17 protein-coding genes and 1 tRNA gene are annotated in these 16,288 nt (G+C 63.5%); 9 read left to right on the top strand and 9 right to left on the bottom strand.

The features are described from left to right. Positions 1–94 precede the first annotated feature (94 nt). From VX159_RS16235 to VX159_RS16225, 3 genes are read right to left on the bottom strand one after another with little or no spacing between them, the layout of a single operon-like run. On the bottom strand, positions 95–1,291 hold the full coding sequence (locus tag VX159_RS16235; RefSeq protein WP_371323914.1) for a multidrug effflux MFS transporter: 1,197 nt from the start codon (positions 1,289–1,291) through the stop codon (positions 95–97). Further along, on the bottom strand, positions 1,284–2,792 hold the full coding sequence (locus VX159_RS16230; protein ID WP_371323913.1) for a YifB family Mg chelatase-like AAA ATPase: 1,509 nt from the start codon (positions 2,790–2,792) through the stop codon (positions 1,284–1,286). The genes VX159_RS16235 and VX159_RS16230 overlap by 8 nt, the downstream gene beginning before the upstream one ends. A gap of 22 nt (positions 2,793–2,814) precedes the next feature. Further along, positions 2,815–3,057 carry an accessory factor UbiK family protein gene (locus VX159_RS16225; protein ID WP_371323912.1) on the bottom strand — a complete coding sequence of 81 codons (243 nt, stop codon included), beginning with the start codon at positions 3,055–3,057 and terminating at the stop codon, positions 2,815–2,817. A 224-nt stretch (positions 3,058–3,281) separates the two neighbouring features. On the opposite strand from VX159_RS16225, the gene VX159_RS16220 reads away from it, so the two are divergent. The 5 genes from VX159_RS16220 (at position 3,282) to VX159_RS16200 (ending at position 7,469) form a co-directional block, all read left to right on the top strand. Further along, entirely contained in the window at positions 3,282–4,076 is a 795-nt protein-coding gene (locus VX159_RS16220) for a TorF family putative porin (protein WP_371323911.1), read from the top strand. Between the two features lie 90 nt (positions 4,077–4,166). Continuing rightward, entirely contained in the window at positions 4,167–4,505 is a 339-nt protein-coding gene (gene glnK, locus VX159_RS16215; RefSeq protein ID WP_371323910.1) for a P-II family nitrogen regulator, read from the top strand. A 10-nt stretch (positions 4,506–4,515) separates the two neighbouring features. Beyond that, positions 4,516–6,009 (top strand): ammonium transporter, encoded by a 1,494-nt coding sequence (locus tag VX159_RS16210; protein ID WP_371323909.1) that lies wholly within the window; start codon positions 4,516–4,518, stop codon positions 6,007–6,009. 111 nt (positions 6,010–6,120) lie between these two features. Then, complete coding sequence (locus VX159_RS16205) at positions 6,121–6,915, top strand: phosphodiesterase (RefSeq protein ID WP_371323908.1); 795 nt, start codon at positions 6,121–6,123, stop codon at positions 6,913–6,915. 98 nt (positions 6,916–7,013) lie between these two features. After that, positions 7,014–7,469: a Crp/Fnr family transcriptional regulator gene (locus VX159_RS16200; protein WP_371323907.1), complete on the top strand. Its 456-nt coding sequence runs from the start codon at positions 7,014–7,016 to the stop codon at positions 7,467–7,469. Between the two features lie 12 nt (positions 7,470–7,481). On the opposite strand, the gene VX159_RS16195 is transcribed toward VX159_RS16200, so the two are convergent. The 3 genes from VX159_RS16195 to thrH all read right to left on the bottom strand — a co-directional run bounded on the left by VX159_RS16195 (position 7,482) and on the right by thrH (position 9,614). Then, the gene (locus VX159_RS16195) at positions 7,482–8,036 is read right to left on the bottom strand and encodes an isochorismatase family protein (RefSeq protein WP_371323906.1); all 555 of its coding nucleotides are present in this window, start codon (positions 8,034–8,036) and stop codon (positions 7,482–7,484) included. Between the two features lie 11 nt (positions 8,037–8,047). Then, a complete protein-coding gene (gene purU, locus VX159_RS16190) occupies positions 8,048–8,911 on the bottom strand; it encodes a formyltetrahydrofolate deformylase (protein ID WP_371323905.1) in 864 nt (287 codons plus the stop codon). Between the two features lie 91 nt (positions 8,912–9,002). Continuing rightward, positions 9,003–9,614 carry a bifunctional phosphoserine phosphatase/homoserine phosphotransferase ThrH gene (gene thrH / locus VX159_RS16185; RefSeq protein WP_371323904.1) on the bottom strand — a complete coding sequence of 204 codons (612 nt, stop codon included), beginning with the start codon at positions 9,612–9,614 and terminating at the stop codon, positions 9,003–9,005. 321 nt (positions 9,615–9,935) lie between these two features. Between thrH and VX159_RS16180 the strand changes: the two genes are divergently transcribed. Continuing rightward, positions 9,936–10,709, top strand: a complete 774-nt coding sequence (locus VX159_RS16180) for a Crp/Fnr family transcriptional regulator (RefSeq protein WP_371323903.1) — start codon at positions 9,936–9,938, stop codon at positions 10,707–10,709. Positions 10,710–10,721: 12 nt separating this feature from the next. On the opposite strand, the gene VX159_RS16175 is transcribed toward VX159_RS16180, so the two are convergent. Then, on the bottom strand, positions 10,722–12,635 hold the full coding sequence (locus VX159_RS16175) for an ATP-binding cassette domain-containing protein (protein WP_371323902.1): 1,914 nt from the start codon (positions 12,633–12,635) through the stop codon (positions 10,722–10,724). Positions 12,636–12,703: 68 nt separating this feature from the next. On the opposite strand from VX159_RS16175, the gene VX159_RS16170 reads away from it, so the two are divergent. Further along, positions 12,704–13,300, top strand: coding sequence for a hypothetical protein (locus tag VX159_RS16170; RefSeq protein ID WP_371323901.1), 597 nt, complete (start codon positions 12,704–12,706; stop codon positions 13,298–13,300). A gap of 211 nt (positions 13,301–13,511) precedes the next feature. Here VX159_RS16170 and mutY read toward each other — a convergent pair whose 3' ends face one another. Further along, on the bottom strand, positions 13,512–14,561 hold the full coding sequence (gene mutY / locus VX159_RS16165) for an A/G-specific adenine glycosylase (RefSeq protein ID WP_371323900.1): 1,050 nt from the start codon (positions 14,559–14,561) through the stop codon (positions 13,512–13,514). Positions 14,562–14,626: 65 nt separating this feature from the next. On the opposite strand from mutY, the gene VX159_RS16160 reads away from it, so the two are divergent. Both VX159_RS16160 and VX159_RS16155 read left to right on the top strand, forming a co-directional pair. After that, on the top strand, positions 14,627–15,112 hold the full coding sequence (locus tag VX159_RS16160; RefSeq protein ID WP_371323899.1) for a flavin reductase family protein: 486 nt from the start codon (positions 14,627–14,629) through the stop codon (positions 15,110–15,112). 68 nt (positions 15,113–15,180) lie between these two features. Further along, a tRNA-Gly gene (locus tag VX159_RS16155) sits at positions 15,181–15,254 on the top strand. A 117-nt stretch (positions 15,255–15,371) separates the two neighbouring features. On the opposite strand, the gene VX159_RS16150 is transcribed toward VX159_RS16155, so the two are convergent. Further along, positions 15,372–16,277 (bottom strand): hypothetical protein, encoded by a 906-nt coding sequence (locus VX159_RS16150; RefSeq protein ID WP_371323898.1) that lies wholly within the window; start codon positions 16,275–16,277, stop codon positions 15,372–15,374. Between the last annotated feature and the right edge of the window lie 11 nt (positions 16,278–16,288).

The following is a 16,288-nucleotide window of genomic DNA, read 5'->3' as shown; positions in this document are numbered from 1 at the left end:
CACTGATCTGCATGCCACAGGCTACCGCTTTGCTGTAATCCGGCTTTGCTGGGGCGTGTTTTTCGAGTGGGCGGAATATCACCTGCCCCAGCACTCAAGCAGCGGCTCGTCCTCGCCATTGCCGCTGGCTGGCGAGGGCGCCGAGTAGCAGTAATCCTGCCATGCCCAAGCTCAGGTGACGTGCTGAGGACCAGAGCGCCGGGGCGATCAGCGCTGCGCACAGGCCGTTGAAGCTGGATTGCAGGAAGGTCTGGCAGGAGGCGGCGAGGCCGCGTTGGCGGGGAAAGAGGTCGAGCGCGGCGAGGGTGAGGCTGGGCATGGCCAGTGCCATTCCGCTGGTGTAGAGGCCGATGGGGAGGATGCTCCAGGGCAGGGTCGGCGGGAAAACATGGTGGTAGAGCAGGTTGACCGTGGCAGCGAGGGCCATCAAGGCATAGCCCAGCCGCAGGCAGTAGGCCGCGCTGCGGCGACCGGCCAACTGGCCGGAGAGTGCCGAGCCGGCGAGCAGGCCGAGCATGGCCGGGGCAAAGAGCCAGAGGAAGGCGGTTTCGGGCAGGCCCAGATGCTGCATGACGAAGACCGGGGCCGACAGTACGTAGATAAAAAAGCCGGCAAAATTCAGCGACAAGGCAGCGCAGGCCGCGAGAAAGCCCGGGGTGCTGAGCACCTTGCGGTAGGCGCCGAGGAGGTAGGTGGGGTGCAGCGGCTGGCGTTTTTCGGGCGGCAGGGATTCCGGCAGCCATTTCAGGCAGGCCAGCCACAAGGCCACGGTCGACAGCGCGAGGAAGGCAAAAACCGCCCGCCAGCCGAAGTTGACCTGTAGCCAGCCGCCGAGCAGCGGGGCGATGGCCGGGGCCAGCGCGAAAATCATGGTGATCCTTGCCATCAGCCGCTGCGCATCGGCGTCGTCGAACAGGTCGCGGACAATGGCCCGGCTGACGACGATGCCGGCGCCGGCGGTGACGCCTTGCCAGGCGCGCCAGAACCACAGCTGGCCGATGCTGGTGGCGAGCAGGCAGCCAAGCGAGGCCAGCGCAAACAGCAGCAAGGCCGCGAGGATGACCCGCCGGCGGCCGTAGCGGTCGGCCAGCGCGCCGTGCCACAAGCTCATGGCGGCAAAGGCGAAGAGGTAGACGGAGAGGGTTTGCTGCACCTGCAGCGGGCTGGCGTCGAGGCTGTGGCCGATGGCGGCGAAGGAGGGCAGGTAGGCGTCGATGGAAAACGGCCCGAGTGCCGACAGCGCGGCGAGCAGCCAGGCGAGGCCCCGGCGCTGGCCGGACTGCTCAGGCATGCGCCAGGCGCCGCAGCTGGATCGCTTCGCCAATATGCTGGCTGCTGACCGTGTCGCTGGCGGCGAGGTCGGCGATGGTGCGGGCGACCCGCAGTACGCGGTGCCAGGCGCGGGCCGAGAGGTCGAGGCGGCTTGCCGCCTGCTGCAGCAGTTGCTGGCCGGCGGCGTCCGGCGTGCAATGGGTATCGACTTCCTGCCCGGCGAGTTGCGCATTGCTTTTGCCCTGGCGCTGCCATTGGCGGGCCTGGGCGGCGGCAACACGCGGCCTGACTTCGGCCGAGCTTTCGCCGGGAGCGCGGCTGGCCAGTTCCTCGGGCAAGAGCGCCGGGACCTCAACCAGCAGGTCGATGCGGTCGAGGAAGGGTCCGGAGAGCCGGGCGCGGTAGCGGCTGATCTGGTCCGGCGTGCACCGGCAGGCGCGGCCGGGATGGCCGTGATAGCCGCAGGGGCATGGATTCATCGCCGCCAGCAGTTGAAAGCGGGCCGGATATTCGGCGTGGCGGGCGGCGCGGGCGATATGCACGCGCCCGGTTTCTAGCGGTTCGCGCAGGGTTTCGAGCACCTTGCGGTCGAACTCCGGCAATTCATCAAGAAACAGGATGCCTTGGTGCGCCAGGCTGATTTCGCCGGGGCGCGGCGGATTGCCGCCGCCGACCAGGGCAATTGCCGAAGCGGTGTGATGTGGCTGCCGGTAAGGGCGCTGGCCGAATTGCTCGGGCCTGAATTGGCCGCTCAAGGAGAGCACGGCGGCCGACTCGCGGGCGGCGGCCAGGTCAAGCGGTGGCAGCAGGCCGGGCAGGCGGGCGGCAAGCATCGACTTGCCCGAGCCGGGCGGGCCGGAAAACAGCAGCGAGTGCTGGCCGGCGGCGGCGATTTCGAGCGCGCGTCTGGCCTGGGTTTGCCCGCGCACGTCGAGCAGATCGGGCGTGTTCGGGGAAAAACCGGAAATTTCGTGGTCGACCGTGGCGCTGGCCGCTGCCGACAAGCTTTCGCGCCCGCAGAGATGGGCGCAGACGGCAAGCAGGCTGGATGCAGCGAGTACCGGCGCGGTCTGCGTCAGGCCCGCTTCGCAGGCGCTGGCGGCGGGCAGGATGAAGGTCTTGCCCGAGTCGCCGGCCTGCAGGGCCATCGCCAGCGCCCCGCGTATCGGGCGCAATTCGCCCGACAGCGACAATTCACCGGCAAATTCGTAGTCGGCCAGAGCCTTGGCCGGAATCTGCCCGCTGGCCGCGAGGATGCCCAGCGCGATCGGCAGGTCGAAGCGACCGGATTCCTTGGGTAAATCGGCTGGGGCCAGGTTGGCGGTAATCCGCTTTTGCGGGAATTCAAATCCGGAATTGACGATCGCCGCACGGACCCGGTCGCGGGCTTCCTTGACTTCGGTATCGGGCAGGCCGACCAGCGCAAAGGCCGGCAAGCCGCTGGCCAGATGAACCTCAACCCGGACCGGCGGCGCATTCAGGCCGTCGAGTCCGCGACTGTGCGCGATGGCGAGGGCCATGGCCGGGGTTCCGGGAGCGCGCTCAGGCCTGGTCGCGGGCCTTTTCCAGCGCCTCGACGCGGGCTTCGAGTTCTTTCAGCTTTTGCCGGGTGCGGGCCAGAACCTGTGCCTGAACGTCGAATTCTTCGCGGGTGACCAGATCGAGCTTGTCAAAAAAACCGCTCATCAGGGCCTTGGCGTTCTTTTCCAGGTCGGCGGCCGGGCCGGTGGCGAGCAGGGCGCTCATCCGGGCGCCGAAATCTTCAAAAATCTTGGGGTCGAGCATGGTGTCCTCCGTTCGCCGCCGAGTTTAGCACAGGCCCTGGCGACCTCTGCTTGCTCGGCGCTGGTGCGATGCACCGGTTCGAGGCACCGCCATGGTGCATTCTTTATGCATAACTTCGGCTGGCGACTTAAAATTCATTGATTTTTGTCAAGAACAAGGCCTGGCATGGCTCGTGCTAAGTAGGCCTTGCACAAAATTTTTCCAAATCAATTTAGGAGAGGTTCATGAAGTATTCCCTGATTGCCCTGTCGCTTGCTGCAGCCTTCGCGGCCCCGGTCGTTGCCGAAGAGGCCGCTGGTCCGCATACCTTTACCGCCAACGTTGGTGTCGTGTCCGACTACATCTTCCGCGGTATCAGCCAGAGCCAGCATCGCCCGGCGCTGCAAGGCGGTGTCGATTACGCACACGCCAGCGGCCTGTATGCCGGTCTGTGGGCTTCCCAGGTCAACTGGACCGACCGTCCGGACTGGACCTACCAGAAGAACAACCACGTTGAAGTTGACGTCTATGGTGGCTACAAGGGCACCGTCGGCGATGTCGGCTACGACGTCGGCTTCATCCGCTATTTCTACCCGGGTGATTTCCGCGCCACCGTTGGCGGCGCTCCCAACGTGACTGCCAACACCTCCGAAATCTACGTCGGTGCGACCTGGAACATCGTCAGCCTGAAGTACAACCATGTCGTTTCCCAGAACATCTTCGGTTGGGGCGGTACCGGCGCCAACAACAAGAGCGAGGGCTCGGGCTACATCGACCTGACCGTGACCTACCCGGTTAACGAGACGGTGAACGTGATCGCCCACCTCGGCCGTCAGAACATCAAGAACACCGTCGAAACCGGCCTGCCGGCTTCCTACACCGACTGGAAGCTGGGCGTGACCAAGGACTTCGGCTTCGGCATCGTCGGCGTCAGCTATACCGATACCAACGCCAAGGGTGGTGTCGGCCAGGCTTATCGCTGGGACGGCAAGGATGTGGGCAAGGGCGTTGTTTCCGTGTCCTTCCTGAAGAACTTCTAAGCAATCCGCTGCCAGTTTCCCGTCGGCGTTCGGCCGGCGCCGACGGGAACGCAAGCACCAGATTTCTACCCTTTCGAGGAACCAAGCATCATGAAATTCGTTACTGCCATTATCAAGCCGTTCAAGCTTGACGAAGTGCGCGAGGCGCTGTCCGCCATCGGTGTGCAGGGCATCACGGTGACCGAGGTCAAGGGTTTCGGCCGGCAAAAGGGCCACACCGAGCTTTATCGGGGTGCCGAATACGTCGTCGATTTCCTGCCCAAGGTCAAGATCGAAGCTGCCGTGCGCAGCGAACAACTCGATCAGGTGATCGAAGCCATCGAAAAGTCCGCATCCACCGGCAAGATCGGTGACGGCAAGATTTTTGTATTCGACCTGGAACAGACGATCCGCATCCGCACCGGCGAAACCGGCACCGATGCCCTTTGAGGAGCAAATCATGAAACGCGTATTTGCCATGCTTGCCCTGCTCGGCGCGGTCGCCTTCGGCGCTCCGGCCTGGGCGGAAGAAAAGGCCGCCCCGGCGGTCACTGCCGTAGCGGTTGCTGCTGCGCCCGCAGCGGCCGACGCCGCGCCTGCCGCCGCTGCGGCCCCGGCTGCCGCTGATGCGGCCGCCCCGGCCCCGGTGGCCAACAAGGCCGACAACGCCTGGGTGATGATCAGCGCCGCGCTGGTGATCCTGATGTCGATTCCCGGCCTGGCCCTGTTCTACGGCGGTCTGGTCCGCTCCAAGAACATGCTTTCGGTGCTGATGCAGGTGTTCACCGTGTTCTCGCTGATTACCGTCCTCTGGGTGGTATACGGCTACTCGGCAGCCTTCACCGAAGGTAACGAATTCTTCGGTACGCTCGACAAGATGTTCCTCAAGGGCATTACCCCGGAATCGGTCGGTGCGACCTTCTCCAAGGGGGTGGTGATCTCCGAGCTGGCCTTCGTGATCTTCCAGGGCGCCTTTGCGGCGATTACCTGCGGCCTGATCGTCGGTGCTTTCGCCGAGCGCGCCAAGTTCTCCGCGATCCTGGTGTTCATGGTGATCTGGTTCACGCTTTCTTACATCCCGATGGCGCACATGGTCTGGTACTGGGCCGGTCCCGATGCCTACACCGACGCTGCCGCTGCCGAAGCTGCGGGCAAGACAGCTGGTTTCCTGTTCCAGAAGGGCGCACTTGATTTCGCTGGTGGTACGGTCGTGCATATCAACGCCGCCATCGCCGGTCTGATCGGTGCTGCGCTGGTCGGTCGTCGTACCGGTCTGGGCAACGTCTCGATGGCGCCGCACTCGCTGACCTTCACGATGATCGGTGCTTCCCTGCTGTGGTTCGGCTGGTTCGGTTTCAACGCCGGTTCCGCCCTCGAAGCGTCCGGTGCCGCTGCCCTGGCAATGGTCAACACCTGGCTGGCCACGGCTTGTGCCGCGCTGTCCTGGATGTTTGCCGAGTGGATTCTCAAGGGCAAGCCCTCGATGCTGGGCGTGGCTTCCGGTGCGGTGGCCGGCCTGGTGGCGATCACCCCGGCTGCCGGTTTTGTCGGCATCATGGGCTCGATCGTGATCGGCCTGCTGGCCGGTGTGGTCTGCCTGTGGGGCGTGCATGGCCTGAAGCGTCTGCTCGGTATCGATGACTCGCTCGACGTCTTCGGCGTGCATGGCGTTGGCGGCATCCTCGGTGCCATCCTGACCGGCGTCTTTGCTGATCCGGCCCTTGGCGGTACCGGTGTCTATGACTACGTTGCCAACAAGGTCGGCGACTACGACATGGTCGCTCAGGTCATCGCCCAGCTGTGGGGTGTCGGTACCGTCGTGATCTGGTCCGGCGTGGTTTCCTTCGTCGCCTACAAGCTGGTCGACATGGTGATCGGTCTGCGGGTTGCCGAAGACGAGGAACGCGAAGGTCTCGACCTCACCTCGCACGGCGAAAGCGCCTACCACCACTGAGCCATTTCTCCTCTGAGATCGAGGATTTTCCTCTCTCCCTTCAAGGACGCCTGCGGGCGTCCTTTTTTATTGTCTTGCGCTGGTGCGGGCTGCGGTGCATGCTTTCCTTCCATGCGCATTGCCCAGCTTTCCGACCTGCATCTCACCGGCGACGCTCGCCCCTTGTATGGAGCGATCGACACGGAGGCGGCTTTTGTCGCAGCCTTGGCCGCGCTGCGCGATTTGCAGCGGCGCGGCATCGCGCTTGACCTGGTGTTGCTGACCGGTGACCTGGCCAGTCAGGGGGACCCGGCGGCCTATCAGCGGCTGTGCCAGGCGCTGGCGGCCTTGCCCTGGCCTTGTGCGGTACTGCCGGGGAATCACGACGACCGAGTTCAACTGCGCCGTTTCTTTCCGCAGCAGACCTGGTCTGCTGGTGTCCTTGCCTGTGCCACGGTCGACCTTGCGGCAGGCCGGATTTTGCTGCTCGACAGCAGCGTGTCGGGACAAACCGCAGGTGAGGTGACCGCAGCCCACTGCAACTGGCTGGAGTCGGTCAGTGATGGCCGGCCAGCTTTGCTGGCCCTGCATCATCCGCCGTTTACGCTGGGGTTGCCGGCTCTGGACGCGATTTCCTGTGCCGGTGGCGAATTGCTGGCGTGCTGGCTGGCACGGCATCCTGAGGTTGCGGCGGTACTTTGCGGCCACGCACACCGCAGCGTATCCACCTTGTTTGCCGGCCGTCCGGCGGTGGTGGCGCCATCGATTGCGCACCAGATTGCCTGGCAGCCGGAAGCCGCGCCGGATGCGCTGGCTTTCCAACTGGAACCCGGGGCATTCCTGATCCACGACTGGCGGCCACCGCTACCGCCGATAACCCATCGCCTGCCCTTGTCCGCGCCGCTGCCGGTTGCCTATCCTGACTGACCTTGCAGCAGTCTTTCGCCTGGCGGTGCGCAACTCCGGCGCCGGGGGAGATCGCTTAGAATACCTGGCTATTACTAAAGAAATAGCCGGAGGGATGCATGGGCCAGAATATTGCCGACATGATTGACGGGCTCGACCTGTTTCGCGATTTTGCCTATCGCGAACTTGAGGTGGTGGCGGGTTATCTCGCCTACCAGGAGGTGCCGCGTGGTGACACCATTTTTCGCGAAGGCGACCCGGGCAGCAATATGCTGATCCTGCTTGAAGGCAAGATGGGTATCTACAAGGGCGGAGAGAGCGGGCAATACTTGCTGTCTTACGAGGGCCGAGGCCGGATGGTCGGCGACATGGCTTTGCTCGATCGGGAATTGCGGTCGGCCAGCTGTGTTGCCGAGAGCGATTGCCAGCTACTGTCGCTCGGCGGCGATGCGCTGGACCGGATGGCGCTTGAGGCCCCGGCGGTGGCCTACCATTTCATGCACAACCTGGCCCGTTTGCTGTCCAAGCGTTTGCGCCGGACCTCCGGCATTCTCGCCGAACACCTGCTCAACTGAGCAGCGCAGGATTTACCGGATCAGCGGCAGCAGGGCGCGGAAGTCGTCGCTGCCGGCGCGTTCCAGCCACTCGAAGATGACCATTTCGGTGGTCACGATCTGGGCACCTGCGGCTTGCAGGCGGGCGATGGCGGCGGCCTTGTTTTCCGGCGTCCGCGACGAGGCGGCATCAGCGACCAGCGCGACCGAGAAGCCGGCGGCGAGCAGGCCGAGCGCGGTTTGCAGCACGCAGACATGGGTTTCCATGCCGGTCAGCACGATCTGGCGGCGCTCCCGGGCCTGCAGGCCGGTGACAAAGCCGGGTTCGCCGCAGGCGCCGAAATGGATTTTTTCGATTTTCTCGAGGTCGACCGTGGAATCCTGCAGCCAGGGCTGCAATTCGGCCACGGTGGGGCCGAGGCCGCGCACATACTGCTCGGTGACCACCACTGGCACCTTGAGCCGGGCCGCGGCGGCGAGCAGCCGCCGGTTGTTGGCCACTGCCGCAGCCGCATCGTGAATCGCCGGCGCCAGCTTTTCCTGGATATCGACGATCAGCAGCAGCGAATCGGTGGCCTTGAGCAGCATCGGGTGCTCGCTTAACGGAAGACGATGGTCTTGTTGCCGTGCGTCAGCACCCGGTCTTCCAGGTGGTAGCGCAGGCCACGGGCGAGCACGGTCTTCTCGATGTCCTTGCCGTAGCGGACCATGTCTTCCGGGGCATCGGAGTGGTCGATGCGGATCACGTCCTGTTCGATGATCGGGCCCTGGTCGAGTTCGCTGGTGACGTAGTGGCAGGTCGCGCCGATCAGCTTGACGCCGCGCTCGTAGGCCTGGTGGTAAGGCTTGGCGCCGACGAAGCTGGGCAGGAAGCTGTGGTGGATGTTGAGAATCTTGCCGGCCAGCGCATCGCACAGTTCGGGCGACAGGATCTGCATGTAGCGGGCGAGAACCATGGTGTCGCCGCGCACGTCTTCAAAGATGCGCTGGATTTCGGCGTAGGCGGCGGCCTTGTTGTCCTTGTTCACCGGCACCTGGATGAAGGGGATGCCGTGCCATTCGACGAAACCCTTGAAGGTGTCGTGGTTGGAAATGACGCAAGGAATCTCGATGTCGAGTTCCTTGGATTGCCAGCGCGCGAGCAGGTCGTAGAGGCAGTGTTCCTGCTTGGAAACCATCACCACGACACGTTTCTTGACTGCGCTGTCGGTAATCCGCCAGTCCATTTGCAGCGGCTCGCCGACTTCGAGCTTGAAGCGTTCGCGAAACTCGGCAAGCAGGAAGGGCAGGGAGTCGGCCTTGATTTCGATGCGCATGAAATAGCGCCCGGTCAGATCATCGGCATGGAAGCTCGACTCGAGAATCCAGCCACCATGTTCGGCAATGAAACCGGAAACACGGGCGATGATCCCGACTTGGTCGGGGCAGGAGGCAGACAGGGTATAGAAACGGTCGCGATGCATTTTTTTAGCTAACAGGATCGAGGATCATGGATCCAGTGGGGGCCGGTAGCAAACCAGAGGCTGATTGGTGCAGCCTCTGGCTTCCGGGCAATTAGGCAACTCGCGCAAACGCCTTGTCGATTTCGGCGCGCAGTTCGTCGTAGTTGCGGGTGACCGGGAATTGCGGGAATTCGCGGATGACGTTTTCGGGCGGGTGGAAGAGGATGCCGCCGTGGGCTTCGCCGAGCATTGCCGTGTCGTTGTAGGAGTCACCGGCGGCAACGATGGTGAAGTTCAGTTCCTTGAAGCGCTTGACCGCTTCCTGCTTCTGGTTGGGCATGCGCAGGTGGTAGTTGACCAGCATGCCGCTGGCGTCGGCTTCGAGCGAATGGCAGAACAGCGTCGGCCAGCCGAGCTGGCGCATCAGCGGGTGGGCGAATTCGTAGAAGGTGTCGGAAAGGATGATCACCTGATAATCCTCGCGCAACTGGTCCAGGAAAGCGCGGGCGCCTTCCATCGGGCCCATTTCGCCGATCACCTTCTGAATGTCGGGCAGGCCCAGCTTGTGTTCGCGCAGCAGGTTCAAGCGGAAATTCATCAGCTTGTCGTAGTCCGGCTCGTCGCGGGTGGTACGCATCAATTCGGGAATGCCCGTGCGCTTGGAAAATTCGATCCAGATTTCGGGGACGAGTACCCCTTCGAGGTCAAGACAGACGATTTGCACGGTCAACTCCCTGAGACGGCGAAAAAGGGGGAATTTTACCCGATAGTGCTCGCCGCTTGGTTTCACGTGAAACAGTTTGCCCAGGCCTGAACCGGGGAGGTTGCGCCAGTCGGGATTTCAGCCCCTTCTCGGCCGAATTGTCTGCGCCGTCGGGCTGAGTCGCCATTGCCGGCCATGCCCCAGTTGGTAGGGGGCGCTTTAGTTATTCGGTTGTAGTTCCCGCACGTCATTCGAACGCTTTTGATCAAGGTCAAAAAATCTCCCGGGTTCTGTGGAGAAATGCTCCCGCTATGGGCTACGGCCATTGCCAGGAGCAGCAAGATGAACAAGAAAGCAGTGATCGATCCGGCCGAATTTCTGTGCGGCATTGAACCTTATCGGGCGCTCGACGCGGCCTCCTTTGCCCGGCTGGTGGCGAGTGCCCGCGTGCAGCGGGTGGAGCGGGGGCGGATGGTGTTTGAGCAGGGTGAAGCCTGTCGGGGCGTGCATGTGGTGGTTTCCGGCCAACTCAAGCTGGCCTTTTGCTCGCCGCAGGGTATTGAAAAAGTGGTTGGCATCGTCACCCCGGGCGAGGGGGTGGGTGAGGCCTGCATGTCTTTGGGGCAGGCCTACCCGGTGCATGCCGAGGCGCTGCTCGACACTCACCTGATCTTTTTGCCGCAGGCGGCCCTGCTGGAATGCCTGGAGGCGCATCGCGGATTCGCCTACCAGTTGATGATGCGAATCGCCGAAAAACTGCACGGCTTGCTGCTCGACATCGAGGCGACCTCGCTGCTCTCGGGGGCCGAGCGGATCGCAGCTTTCCTGATCCGCCAACTCGACGAGAAGGTCGAGAGCGGCTCGGCGGTAGTCGATCTGGCCTTGCCGAAAGCGGTGCTTGCCTCGCGCCTGAGCCTGACCCAGGAACATTTTTCACGCTTGCTGCGCCAACTGTCCGAGTACGGGGTGATCGAGGTGGCCGGGCGCCACATTCATATCCCCGATGTGGCCCGTTTGCGCAACTATCTCGACTCCGGTGCCGGTCATTGCGCCAACCGGGGAGGGCGCTCGTCCGGGCGCGGCCGGGCCGGCTGGGAACGGCTGGCCGCCGCCTGAGCGGCAGCCGGTTCAGTCGGGCTGCGGTAGCGCGTCGAGCGCTTCGTGCAGCTCCAGCCACTGCAGTTCGATTTCGTCGATTTGCTCGCCGAGGTCGGCGGCGCGCTTGTGCATTTCCTCGCTCTGGGCCCGGTCGACCGTGGCGTAGAAGTCAGGCGCGGCAAATTTTGCGTCCAGCTCGCCCTTTTCGCCCTGCAGTTTGGCCAGCTGTTTGTCGAGCTTCTCGATTTCCTTGCTGATCTTGCGTCGCTCGGCGAGCAGGGCCTGGCGGCTGGCCTTGGCTTCGGCACGCTGTTGCTGGCGTTCCTGCTTGTCCACGGTCGACGTGGGCGAAACGGCTTTTTCCTTGTCGGCAACGCGCTGCGCGGCGAGCCAGGCCGAGTAGTCGTCGAGGTCACCGTCGAAAGGCTGAACCACGCCGTCGGCGACCAGCAGCAGTTCGTCGGCGCAGGTGCGCAGCAGGTGGCGGTCGTGCGAGACGAAGACCACCGCGCCTTCGTAATCCTGCAGCGCGAAGGTCAGCGCTTCGCGCATTTCGAGGTCGAGGTGGTTGGTCGGCTCATCAAGCAGCAGCAGGTTGGGGCGGGTGCGGATCAGCAGCGCCAGCGCCAGCCGCGACTTTTCGCCGCCGGAAAATGGCCCGACCGGGCGCGTCGCCATCTCGCCACGGAAATCGAAGCCGCCGAGGTAATCGCGCAATTCCTGCTCCGGGGTCAGCGGTTCCAGCTTTTGCACGTGCCACAGCGGCGATTCTTCCTCGCGCAACTGTTCCAGCTGGTGCTGGGCGAAGTAACCGAGCTTGAGTGCCTTGGCTTCCTTGCGTTCGCCGCCTTGCTGCGGCACGGCACCAGCGAGCAGCTTGATCAGCGTCGATTTGCCGGCACCGTTGCGGCCGAGCAGGCCGATGCGGGCGCCGGGGCGCAGGGTCAGCGTGACGTTGTTGATGATTTTACGGTCGACATAGCCGGCAGCCGCTTTTTCCACCACCAGCAGCGGGTCGGGCAGGCTTTCCGGGTCGCGGAAGCTGAAGTGGAAAGGCGAATCGACGTGCGCGGCAGCGACGATTTCCATCCGTTCGAGCATCTTGACCCGGCTTTGCGCCTGGCGCGCCTTGGTCGCCTTGGCCTTGAAGCGCTCGACGAAGCGCGAGAGGTGGGCGATTTCGCGTTGTTGCGCCTCGTAGGCCGCCTGCTGGGTGGCCAGCCGCGCCGCCTTGGCGCGCTCGTAGTCGGAATAACCACCCGAGGTCAGGGTCAGGCGTTGCTGGTCGATGGCGATGATCTGGCCGACCACCGCGTCGAGAAAGTCGCGGTCGTGCGAAATCAGCAGCAGCGTTGCCGGCGTCGCCTTGAGCCAGTTTTCCAGCCACAGTACGGCGTCGAGATCGAGGTGGTTGGTCGGTTCGTCGAGCAGCAGCAGGTCGGCACGGCACGACAGGGCGCGCGCCAGGTTGAGACGGACCCGCCAGCCGCCCGAGAAGTCGGCGACCGGGCGGGCGAAATCGGCGTCGGAAAAGCCCAGGCCGTGCAGCACCTCGGCGGCACGCGCCTTGGCCGAATAACCGCCGATTTCGTCATAGCGCGCGTGCAGGTGGCCGATGGCCTCGCCGTCGCCAGCGGCTTCGGCGGCCGCCAGTTCGCGCTCCACGCGGCGCAGCTCGGCATCGCCATCGAGCACGAATTCCAGCGCCGGGGTCGGGAGCGCCGGGGTTTCCTGTGCCACGCGGGCGATCTGCCAGCGCGCCGGAATTTCGACATCGCCGGCTTCGGCGTGCAGTTCGCCGGCCAGCAGCGCAAACAGGCTGGATTTTCCGCAGCCGTTGGCGCCGACCACGCCGACTTTCCAGCTGTCGTGGATCTGCAACGAAGCGTCGATGGCAAGCGGGCGCCCGGCGCGGGCAAAGGTGACATTACGGAGGGCAATCATGGCGGCGAAGAGGAGGAAGGCAAAGGCGGGCGGCCGATTATAGCGAGGCGCTGCTAAAATCCCCGCGCATGAAGACCATTCGCGCCATTTTCCTGCTGCCGCTTTTTGCCGTTTTTGCCGGGTCGACCGTGTTGGCGGCCGAGACGGCACAGGCTGCCGACTGGCAGGCCCGCCTTGAACGGGCGGATGCCCTGATCGCCGAAGCCAAGGCCAGGCAAGCGGCGGCCAACGCCGAATTCAGCGAGGCCGACCGTGCCTGCTACGATAAATTCCTGGTCAACCGTTGCCGCGATCAGGCGCACAAGGCGCATGTCGTGGCCACCCGCGAGGCGCGAAGGCTGGAAAACGAAGGGCGGAGCATTGAGCGCGAGGTCAAGCGCGAGCAATTGGCCGAGAAGGATCGCGAGCGCGCCGCCAGCGAGCCGCAGCGCAGCAGCGAGCACGAGGAGCGCGCGCAGCAGATTGCCGCCGAGCGTGAGCAGGCGGCGGCCGAGCGGACCGCCAAGCTGGCCGACAAGGAGCGCAAGGCTGAAGAAGGGGCGCGGCGCCGGGCTGCCGAGGCCGAGCGGCTGGCTAAAAAGCAGGCCGACCACGCAGCCCGGGTGGCCGCCAAGATCGAGGCCAGCGAGCGCAAAACCGCCGAAAAGGCTGCGGGCGCCGAATAAGCCACCGGTTGCCGGCGGGCGCGGCCGCAGATGACGGCAACCCGACACGCTCTACCGTGCAGCATGGTTTGGCGTGCGGGGTGGCGCCCGGTTTTTGCGCGGCCAGTTTGAATGCCCGTTTTCCCGGCTGCGTCAGGTCGTTCCCGGGCAATAGCCAGGCCGCCGGTGATTTTGCTCCGGCGCTTTGCCGCGCCGAAGCAATCGCCGCCGCTCAGTCCGGCGTATCGGCAGCCGGCTGGCCGTAGCGTTCGGCAAACAGTTTGCGGAACGGAGTCGGTACGCCGGCGTTTGCCAGTGCCCGATGCGCGATCCAGACCCGGCTGTCCTCGGCGACGCCCGGGGTGGGCCGGACCCGGCACCAGACCGGCGTCAGCTGTAGCTTGAAATGGGTGAACACATGGCGGATCGCCGGCAGATTGCGGCATTCCTCGGCCTGCAAGCCCAGTCCCGCGAGCACCGCCGCCGGATCGCCTTCCGGCGGCACCAGCAGGCCGCCCCAGAGGCCGCTGGGCGGCCGTCTTTCCAGCAATAGTTGCTGGCCGTCGTCGATCAGCAGGAAGAAGGCGCTGCGTTCGGGCTGGGCAGCGCGCGGCTTGGGCCAGGGCAGTTCGTGCTGCCGCTGCTGCTGCCGGGCTCGGCAATCGGCGGCAACCGGGCAGGCAGTGCAGTCCGGTTTGCTGCGGGTGCAGCAGGTGGCGCCAAGGTCCATCAAACCCTGGGTGTAGGCTTCGATGTCGCATTCCGGGAGCAGGCTCTCGGCCAGCGCCCAGAGTTGCCGTTCGACCGCTGCGCTGCCGGGGAAGCCTTCAATGGCGAATTGCCGACATAGCACCCGCTTGACGTTGCCGTCGAGAATCGCTGCCCGGGTGCCGTAGGCAAAGGCGGCAATCGCGGCGGCGGTCGAGCGGCCGATGCCCGGCAGTTCGGCGAGCAGAGCCGGGGAATTCGGGAATTTCCCACCGTGGACCGTGACAATCGCCTGCGCGCAGCGGTGCAGGTTGCGGGCGCGGGCGTAGTAACCGAGGCCGGCCCAGTGGGCGAGTACGTCGTCGGCCGGTGCCGCCGCCAGCGCTGCGACGTCGGGAAAGCGGGCAAGAAAACGCTGGTAGTAGGGGATCACCGTCGTCACCTGGGTCTGCTGCAGCATGATTTCCGAGAGCCAGACGCGGTAGGCATCGCGGGTGTTTTGCCAGGGCAGGTCGTGGCGGCCCGACTGCTTTTGCCAGTCGATCAGATGCCGGGTAAATGCTGCAGTGTACAAATTTTGCCTCGACGTGGTGCGCGGGAGCGCGGATAATACGACCTTTTGATCTGGATCAATAGCCGATGCCTGCCAGTACGTTCGACAGCCGCGCCTTCCGCAATGCCCTGGGCCGTTTTGCCACTGGCGTCGCCATTGTCACGGCCATCGATCCGGACGGCCACCCGGTCGGCCTGACCATCAACTCCTTCAGTGCCGTCTCGCTCGATCCGGCGCTGGTGCTGTGGTGCCTCGACAACCGTTCGCACAATCTCGCCGCCTTCTCGCGCGCCAGCCATCATGCGATCAATATTCTCGGGGCCGAGCAGGAAGAACTGTCCAACCGCTTCGCCACCTGGCCGGCCGACCGCTTTGCCGGGCTCGAATGGCATCCCGGTGCCGGCGGCGCGCCGGTGCTGCCCGGCTGCTGTGCGGTGTTCGAAGTCGCCAACGATACCGCCCACCTCGCTGGCGACCACACCGTCTTCATCGGTCGCGTCGAACACTTCAGCGAAAACAGCAAGCCGGCACCGCTGCTTTTCCACGCCGGCCACTACGCCCGCCTGGCCTGAGCGGAGTGCAGCACGAAGCGGCTTGCCGCGCCGCCGGTTCCCGCATAGAATGCCGCCTTCACGCCCGAGCGGGCGTCGTATAATGGTAATACCCTAGCTTCCCAAGCTAGAGCCGTGGGTTCGATTCCCATCGCCCGCTCCACATCGAATTCCGGCAGGTCGTTGATCTGCAAAAGAAAAAGCCAACCGAGACCGGTTGGCTTTTTTGTTGTCTGGTCGATATCTGGTCAGAGCTGGGTAATTCCCAATCAAACCAAGTCTAGTTCGCTCTAAGCGGCAGATCATGTTCGGCCATTGGAAAGTGAGTAGTTTCACCTTCAAACTCGCGATGGACGGTGAACTCCTTCACACGGAAAACCTTTGTCATGAGCCCTCGGACATTGACTTCCCAACAGCGGTCAGCGTTGATGGTAATTCCTGGCTGCCCGTTAAACATGAAGGTAATTGAACAGTTTTCGATCCTGATAAAGCCTGGAAGTAGCCCTGCAATCACTTCAAGCCATCTCTGCTCGATATATAAGCGATTCGGGATCAAACCATCTGCAGTACCTTTTGCTTCGAGAGAATAGGCCAGCGCAAAAGCTGTATTCATCTGAAACTCTGAAGGGTTGTAAACGAATTGCTGGTCGATCAGCTTTTTCCCATACTCCGATGGCTGATTGGTATAAAAAAGAAACGATTCTCCCGTCTTTTTTGGAAGTGAGTACTGGCAGCGTTCCCCTCCAGCCAATACGGTGCGTAGTCCAAGCCCTATCCGCACGAGTTGCCGCTCAAGCATGAAGTGATGCATGAGCAGATCACGAACATAGAACAAGAACTGGGGCACAAGGATAAGTCGCGCATCAATTAAATCGACGGTGCGGGCGATTCCGTCATTGATTACAAGCACCCTTTCTGAAGGCTGCGGTGGAACTCCAATGATGAACGGATTTCCGAGATACTTGTATGCAAGCCCCAAGGCTTTAAAGACCCCTTGTTTTGAAAGCTCTTCCAGACTCCAGGCACTTTTTTCTAAGGCATTCCCGATCCCGCAGATGTCAGACCAGGCGACGATTGAACGTACTGAATCAAGCGCTCCTGTACTAGAGCGCAGTTCCCAAGATTCTTGCTCAATGAACTCGTCTGAATCGTAAGGGGTAAAGTTCTTGTCAGCAGTATCGGCCATTTCCACTCCTA

Origin of the sequence: Dechloromonas sp. ZY10 (assembly GCF_041378895.1) — a bacterium.
Classification (GTDB): Bacteria; Pseudomonadota; Gammaproteobacteria; order Burkholderiales; family Rhodocyclaceae; genus Azonexus; species Azonexus aquae.
This window is presented reverse-complemented; position numbering and strand designations above follow the sequence as displayed.

Excerpts from the sequence above, each read along its gene's own strand:
- VX159_RS16195 (WP_371323906.1), bottom strand. The coding sequence starts at position 8,036 with ATGCTGCTCAAGGCCACCGATTCGCTGCTGCTGATCGTCGATATCCAG.
- VX159_RS16235 (WP_371323914.1), bottom strand. The coding sequence starts at position 1,291 with ATGCCTGAGCAGTCCGGCCAGCGCCGGGGCCTCGCCTGGCTGCTCGCC.
- VX159_RS16160 (WP_371323899.1), top strand. The coding sequence starts at position 14,627 with ATGCCTGCCAGTACGTTCGACAGCCGCGCCTTCCGCAATGCCCTGGGC.
- VX159_RS16225 (WP_371323912.1), bottom strand. The coding sequence starts at position 3,057 with ATGCTCGACCCCAAGATTTTTGAAGATTTCGGCGCCCGGATGAGCGCC.
- VX159_RS16180 (WP_371323903.1), top strand. The coding sequence starts at position 9,936 with ATGAACAAGAAAGCAGTGATCGATCCGGCCGAATTTCTGTGCGGCATT.
- VX159_RS16150 (WP_371323898.1), bottom strand. The coding sequence starts at position 16,277 with ATGGCCGATACTGCTGACAAGAACTTTACCCCTTACGATTCAGACGAG.
- VX159_RS16205 (WP_371323908.1), top strand. The coding sequence starts at position 6,121 with ATGCGCATTGCCCAGCTTTCCGACCTGCATCTCACCGGCGACGCTCGC.
- purU (WP_371323905.1), bottom strand. The coding sequence starts at position 8,911 with ATGCATCGCGACCGTTTCTATACCCTGTCTGCCTCCTGCCCCGACCAA.
- VX159_RS16220 (WP_371323911.1), top strand. The coding sequence starts at position 3,282 with ATGAAGTATTCCCTGATTGCCCTGTCGCTTGCTGCAGCCTTCGCGGCC.
- VX159_RS16170 (WP_371323901.1), top strand. The coding sequence starts at position 12,704 with ATGAAGACCATTCGCGCCATTTTCCTGCTGCCGCTTTTTGCCGTTTTT.
- VX159_RS16200 (WP_371323907.1), top strand. The coding sequence starts at position 7,014 with ATGGGCCAGAATATTGCCGACATGATTGACGGGCTCGACCTGTTTCGC.
- VX159_RS16210 (WP_371323909.1), top strand. The coding sequence starts at position 4,516 with ATGAAACGCGTATTTGCCATGCTTGCCCTGCTCGGCGCGGTCGCCTTC.
- glnK (WP_371323910.1), top strand. The coding sequence starts at position 4,167 with ATGAAATTCGTTACTGCCATTATCAAGCCGTTCAAGCTTGACGAAGTG.
- VX159_RS16175 (WP_371323902.1), bottom strand. The coding sequence starts at position 12,635 with ATGATTGCCCTCCGTAATGTCACCTTTGCCCGCGCCGGGCGCCCGCTT.
- VX159_RS16230 (WP_371323913.1), bottom strand. The coding sequence starts at position 2,792 with ATGGCCCTCGCCATCGCGCACAGTCGCGGACTCGACGGCCTGAATGCG.